At 65.9% G+C, this 6,431-nt stretch carries 5 protein-coding genes and 1 pseudogene; 2 read left to right on the plus strand and 4 right to left on the minus strand.

What is annotated here, in order from left to right; all coding sequences use genetic code 11:
• Positions 1-564 precede the first annotated feature (564 nt).
• Positions 565-1,785, plus strand: a complete 1,221-nt coding sequence (locus JMJ56_RS32400) for an ABC transporter substrate-binding protein (RefSeq protein WP_328702524.1) — start codon at positions 565-567, stop codon at positions 1,783-1,785.
• 353 nt (positions 1,786-2,138) lie between these two features.
• Here JMJ56_RS32400 and JMJ56_RS32405 read toward each other — a convergent pair whose 3' ends face one another.
• From JMJ56_RS32405 to JMJ56_RS32420, 4 genes are all read right to left on the minus strand, one after another.
• The gene (locus JMJ56_RS32405; RefSeq protein ID WP_202836001.1) at positions 2,139-2,906 is read right to left on the minus strand and encodes a short-chain dehydrogenase/reductase; all 768 of its coding nucleotides are present in this window, start codon (positions 2,904-2,906) and stop codon (positions 2,139-2,141) included.
• 2 nt (positions 2,907-2,908) lie between these two features.
• Positions 2,909-3,880 (minus strand): tripartite tricarboxylate transporter substrate binding protein, encoded by a 972-nt coding sequence (locus tag JMJ56_RS32410; protein ID WP_202836002.1) that lies wholly within the window; start codon positions 3,878-3,880, stop codon positions 2,909-2,911.
• Positions 3,881-3,892: 12 nt separating this feature from the next.
• Positions 3,893-5,098 (minus strand): N-methyl-L-tryptophan oxidase, encoded by a 1,206-nt coding sequence (gene solA, locus JMJ56_RS32415; RefSeq protein ID WP_236039037.1) that lies wholly within the window; start codon positions 5,096-5,098, stop codon positions 3,893-3,895.
• Between the two features lie 450 nt (positions 5,099-5,548).
• On the minus strand, positions 5,549-5,929 hold the full coding sequence (locus JMJ56_RS32420; RefSeq protein ID WP_202836003.1) for a VOC family protein: 381 nt from the start codon (positions 5,927-5,929) through the stop codon (positions 5,549-5,551).
• Between the two features lie 231 nt (positions 5,930-6,160).
• Here JMJ56_RS32420 and JMJ56_RS32425 point away from each other — a divergent pair.
• A pseudogene (locus JMJ56_RS32425) lies at positions 6,161-6,431 on the plus strand (hypothetical protein); the annotation flags it as partial.

Genomic DNA, 6,431 nt, shown 5'->3' on the forward strand with positions numbered 1-6,431 from the left:
CAGCTCATCAGGGCCCGCGGCCAGACCGGCCGCATCAGAGGCCGCACACATGACCGCACCCGTGCTCTCGGTGCCAGCGCTGCAGATACGCCTTGACCCGCAGGGGGCATCCACACATGACCCGCAGGGGGCATCCACACATGCGATAATCCCCCCCGAAGCCCGGATCAGCCGATCACATAGGATGGATTCAGCTTGAGCCGACCGAGACAGGCTTCCTCATGCTGATTGCATGACCGCGGCGGATCATGCGATGGGGATGGACGCAAACCGCCACGCCACCGGCCCAACTCGTGCCACAGCGTCGCCGAGGACCGGGACGCCTCTGCCTGCCCAGTGTCGTACAATCACAGTTCCGGGCGGCCATGAGGCTGCGTAAGCTCCCTCCGTGAGGCGGCGCCAAGTCGCCCATGGGAGGCAAGCACCATGAAACGATATGGCATGACCCGGCGCGCGGCATTGCGGGCGGGCATGGCGGGCGCAGCTGGAGCATCGCTGCCCGTCTTCAACGTTCAAGGCCAGGGATCAGCCGGGGTACTCCGTTGCGCCTTCTGGGAACACTGGGTGCCTGCAGGCAACGACATCATCCGTGAACTTTGCGAGGAATGGGGCGCCAGGAACCGGGTCGAGGTCAAGATCGACCGTCTTGTCTCCGCCGGCAACCAGATCCTGCTGACCATTGCTTCCGAAGCGCTATCGCGGAGCGGCCATGATCTGATCGCCATGCCGACCTGGGAGCCGTCCTCTCACGCCCAACTGCTGGAGCCGGTCGACGACGTGGTCGGGCGCCTTCAGCAGAAATACGGCCCGATCAGCCCGGCAGCCGAGTATCTGGCGCGGCGCGATGGCGCCTGGCGCGCCGTGCCCGCGGTCGCCGGCAGCCAGATCAAGTCCGCCTGCATCCGCTACGACCTGTTCCAGGAGCATGCCGGAATCGACATCCGCGCCATGTGGCCGGCGAAGGCCGAGCGAGGCCCGGGCGCCGAGACCTGGAACTGGGATGCCTTCCTCACGGCGGCGGAGAAGTGCAACGCCGCTGGCTATCCCTTCGCCCTGCCCATGGGCCAGTATTCCGACGCGGTCGATTGGGTGGGCGCGCTGTTCCGCAGCTTCGGTGTCAGCATGATGGGTGCCGACGGGCGGGTGACGGTGCGCGGCAACGACAAGCTGAAGCAGGCGGTCGAGTATCTTGTCCGGCTGTCGAAGCACCTGCCGAACGACGTTTGGGCCTGGGATGACGCAGCAAACAACCGCGCGCTGATCTCCGGCAAGTCTGCGCTGATCTTCAATCCGCCCTCCGCCTGGGCAGTGGCAAAGCGGGATACGCCGCAGATTGCCGAGAAATGCTGGTACGCACCCTTCCCAAGCGGCGCCGAGGGCCGTTTCGCTCCATTCCTACCGTTCTTCTTCGGCATCTGGAGCTTCGGGCGGAACAAGACCGCGGCAAAATCGCTGGTTGAGTTCCTCTCTGGCCGGCAGAGCGCGGAGCGGCAGACAGTGGCGACCTCCGGTTTCGATATCCCTCCCTTCCAGAGCATGTCCGACTTCCAGATCTGGGAAACCGAGGGACCACCGAAAGGCTTCGCTTACAACTACCCTGACAAGCCGCATCAACAGAGCCAGCTGACTGTCGCCTTCGCACCTGCGCCGGCGGACATCGCGGTGCAGGCCTATGTCCAGGCCGTCAGCACGAAAATGGTCGCCCGCGTGGCACAGGGCGGACAGACCATCGACGAGGCCATGGGTTGGGCCGAGGGTGAGCTTAGAAATTTTGCACGCGGCTAAATGAGCACCGCCCCGCAGTGATCGGGAGCAGCCGGGAAGCAGATCGTTATCGGTAACCTAGACGGCCTCTTCCGGTGCGGCTGTCGATCCCTTGGCGACGATCGTCTCCTTTCGCCGTGCGTCGTTACAGCACGGCACAGTCGAGGCGGCCAAGGTGCAGCGCCAAGCGAGGCAAATCTTGCAGCAGCATCGGTGTAACGGTTTTCAAAAAGGCTGGCGTGCCTCGCCGTGCCAATCATTCACCGCCCCGTGCGCTGAACCTTAGTCTCCTCAGTTTCCTCTCTTTGAACGGCTTCCCCGTCAGGCTTCGAACTATCAAGCCGCATATCCTCTGTGGTGCACCCATCGCCTCCTCAAGCCCGGAACCGCGCACCCCCATCGACCGTGTAGACAGTACCGCTGCAATAACTGGCCCGCGGCGATACCAGGAACGCCGCGAAGTCGGCGATTTCGCCGGTCGTTGCCATGCGGCCGAAGGGCAGGTTCGATGTGAGGTGCGCATAAGCGTTGTCATGGGGATCGCTGCTGGGCGTCATGAGGCCGGCGGTGCGCTCGGTCGCCACCAAACCTGGATTGAGCCCCAGCACACGGATGTTGTCGTCTGGGCTGAGTGCGCCAACAGCTTGGGTGAAGCCGATCAGCGCCGCGTTCACTGTCGAAGTCGGCACCGACTTCGGGCTGGGCCTTTCGCCGGACATGCCGATGATGTTGAGGATGACACCATCGCGCCGGGCCCGCATGTGGCGATAGGCCTCGCGGCACAGGTCGATCGCCCCGAAGCCCTTGCTGTCCATCGCTGCGCGGAATTGCTCGGCAGTCGTGTCGAGCAATTGGCCACGTGGCACGGCGCCGGCCGAGTTCACCAGGATATCGACCGAGGACAGACGGGGATACAGGCCGCCGAGCTGATCACGGTGGCCGAGGTCCGCGGCGACCGTGCTGACATCGAGGCCAGGATGCCTGGCCTTGAGCGCTGCCGCCGCCTTGTCCAGCCCGGCGGGGTCACGCGCGACCAGCGTCAGCGCGCAACCCTCCGCGGCCAGACGCGCCGCGATGCCGTACCCGATCCCCTTCGAGGCGCCGGTGATCAGCGCACGCCTGCCCGTCAATTGAAGATCCATGGTCAATCCAGCCTGATGTTGAGATGCGTGACCAGCGTGCCGATCTTGTCTGTCTCCTGCGCGACGAATGCCGCGAAGGCCTCAGGGCTCATGCCGCTCGGCTCGGCTCCAAGCGTGTAGAGGGCGGTGCGCACCTCCGGCTTCGACAAGGCGCGCGCGACATGGCTGTGCAGGATGCTGATGATGGCATCTGGCGTTCCCGAGGGAACGACCGGGCCGTACCAGTCCGAGAGATCGAAGCCCGGCAGCCCGCTCTCGGCGAAGGTCGGCACCTCTGGCACCGCGGAGGATCGCGTGGCGCCCGTGGTGGCGATGGCTCGCAGCTCTCCAGACCGGATGAACGGCAGGTGTGCGGCGGGGCCGCTGACGCCGAGCTGCACCGCACCGCTCACCAGATCGACCAGCGCCGGTCCGCCGCCCCGGTAGGACACGGTCGCGATGGCGGACCCAGTTTGCAGCTTCATCATCTCCATCGCCAGCGCCGCGGCGGACAGGCTGCCAGGATTGCCGTAGGCGAGTGTGCCGGGCGCCTGCCGAGCCATGGTGATGACGTCCTGCAGCGTCCTCGCCGGCAGGTTCGGATGAGCGCTCAGAAGGCCGGGCACAGTTGCGATCAAGGTAACCGGTCGCAGGGAGCGTGGATCGTAGCCTATCGCCCTCGCCGCGAAGGGCAGCGCGATCTGCGACACCGAGTTGACGCCCAAGGTGTAGCCGTCGGCCGCTGCTTTTGCCATGTACTCGGTGCCGATCAGGCCCGAGGCGCCGGACCGGTTCTCCACCACCACGCCCTGGCTCAGGCTGCCGGCCATTTCCCGTGCGACGATGCGTGCCAAGGCATCCGCGGTGCCGCCCGGCGAGAAGGTGACGATGATGCGGATGGGGCGGCTCGGGTACTGGGGCGCCTGCGCGGCGGCTGGCGCGACCATGCCCAGGCACAGCAGCATCGTGGACAGGCGGGTCAGCAGCCGTCGCATGATCAAGCTCCCTCAGGCCGCTCGGCGCAGCCGACCGAGCCGCAGGAACTCGATCGCGTGGCCCGTTGTGCCGTCGCCGCTGGCGAGGTCCGCCAGTATCCCCCCGATCACGCTGCAGAACTTGTACCCATGGCCGGAGCAGGGCGAGGCCAGCACGACCTGGCGGTGCTCCGGATGGTGGTCGAGGATGAAGTGCTCGTCCGGCGTATTGGTGAACATGCAGGCGCGCAGCGCCATGGTGGGTCCGGTCCCCTGCGGGAAGTACTGGCCGGCGAAGGCCCGCAACAAGCCCTCGTCTTCCGCATCGACCTCGCGGCGCATCCGGTCGGCCGGCATGCTCTCCGATCGGTGGTGGTAGCGGCCGAACTTAAAGCCGGGTACCTCGACCACCGGGAAGCCGTAGTAGCGCCCTTCGGGCACCTCGAGGTTGAAGACGGGAAAGCGCTCCGGCGTGAACAGGGCTGGGTCCTGCGGTTGCAGCCAAGCCAGGACCTGCCGTTCCGGCACGGCGACGCCTTGCAGCAGCGGCGCGAGGTCAGCCATCCAGGCACCGGCGGTGAGGACCAGCCGCGCGGCCTCGTAGCGGCCACGATCGGTGGTGACGACCACGCCCTCCCCGCCGGGGCGGGCGTCCCAACCCAGGACCTGTTCGCGCGCGTGGATCTCGGCGCCCGCCGCCTGGGCCGCGCGCACATGGGCGACGATGGCACGCTCGCTCATCACATAGCCACCCTGAGGCTGGAAGACCGCGCGCGCCTGCGGGGCGAGGTTGTAGCCAGGATGGCGGGCATTCACCGCGGCGCCGGTCAGCACCTCATGGGGCAGGCCATGAAGGCGGGCCGACGCGAGCGCGCCATTGAACACCTCACCGTCCTCGATCCCGCCATCGAGCGAGCCGTGGGTGATCAGGACATGCTCGCCCGTCGCGGCTTCGAGGTCCCGCCACAAGGCATAGGCCCGCTGCAGCAGCGGAACATAGGCAGGGTCCTCGTAGTAGGGCAGGCGGATGATCCGCGTCACGCCATGGGATGATCCCATCGCATGCGGTATGTCGAAGCGCTCCAGCCCGAGCACGCGGTGCCCGCGGCGAGCCAATTGCCAGGCTGCGGCACTGCCCATGCCGCCGATGCCGACCACGATCACGTCATAGGCCATCGGATGCTGCCCCTCCTGCGGCCGCGTATCGACTTCGTCCTGCCAGACGCCGGCCCCCGCCATCGCTGGTCTCGCCCCAATGCAGGACGCAGCGGGCATCGCTGTCCAGACTTCCTGCCGCAATGAACTTTGGCCGTTGGGAAGGCTAAGATGATGACCGTCCTGTGATCAAGCTACGCCCCGACCCGAACGGAGAATGGCGGCCACCGAGGGGAGAGCATGACAACCGCCGCCTCTCACACCCAGTCGTCGGAAGTAGCCCCTCGAGAACCCTTTGCCTGCTCTCACCCGTAGGGCGACGCGGACGGCGATGCTGCACTGGGCAGGTTCAGGATCTGCACAGTGCAAAATTTCTTATTACCGCCGCTTTGAAGGTCGCGTTCATCGCCATTTCACCGGCGTCAGGCATAGTTCACTGGAGCATCCGCGTCGTGCCTTTAGAGGCTTCGGTAGTAGGCCTACTATAGCGCTGGAGCAGGAGCGATTGCAGATGTACTCCTGCGATAAGCGAGTTCAGCTCATTCTGTGGAGTGCGCAAAGTTTGTTGCCGTCCGGATCGCGCAGATAGGCAAGGTAGAGGGGGCCCGCAGCGCCCTGACGCACGCCGGGCGGGTCCTCGATCGCAGTGCCTCCGCTCGCAACGCCTGCCTTATGCCAAGCATCCGCCTCGGCTGGGTTGGCCATGGCAAAGCCGATCGTGCCGCCATTGGCGTGGCAGGCAGGTTGGTTGTCGATCGGCTTGGTGACCAGGAAGCGACCGCCCTTATGGACGTAGACCAAGCGGCCTCTGGGATCCATGTTGCCCGGCTCGCCACCGATGGCCGCGAACAAGGCATCGTAGAAGGTTTTCGATCGCGCAAGGTCATTGCTGCCGATCATGACGTGCGTGAACATCTGGTCGCTCCCCCTCCCGTCGGCCAACGTCTCTGCGTCACCTGACATTTCAGGCGGAGTGTCGCGCCCCGAAGCCTGGAAGGGAAGGGGCAACCTCAGCACGGTGGGTCTCACGTCGAACCGGGCGGTCTGACGCCTAGAGCAAAATCCGAACGATTGGAGTCATTGGGGGATTCCCCTGAGCCTCGAAGTCTGATTCATCCTGCTGGCTGGGTGCGGAGGCCAGCTTGCATGGCGAGAACCCTGTCTGAAGATCTGCGCTCCCGGCTGATTACGGCGGTCGAGGGCGGCATGTCACGGTGCGCAGCGGCCGATCGCTTCGGGGTTGCGGCGGCGACTGCGGTTCGCTGGGTGGGGGAATGGTGTGCCACGGGCGCCACCCGAGCCAAGGCCAAAGGCGGCGACCTGCGGTCAGGGCAGATCGAGGTGGTCACGTCCGTCAACGTGGTGGAATTTGCTGATGGGCTGCGGGTGACCACGGCTCAGGCGGGCCGGGGTGGCA

The organism is Belnapia arida (genome assembly GCF_016773205.1).
In the GTDB taxonomy this organism is placed as follows: Bacteria; Pseudomonadota; Alphaproteobacteria; order Acetobacterales; family Acetobacteraceae; genus Belnapia; species Belnapia arida.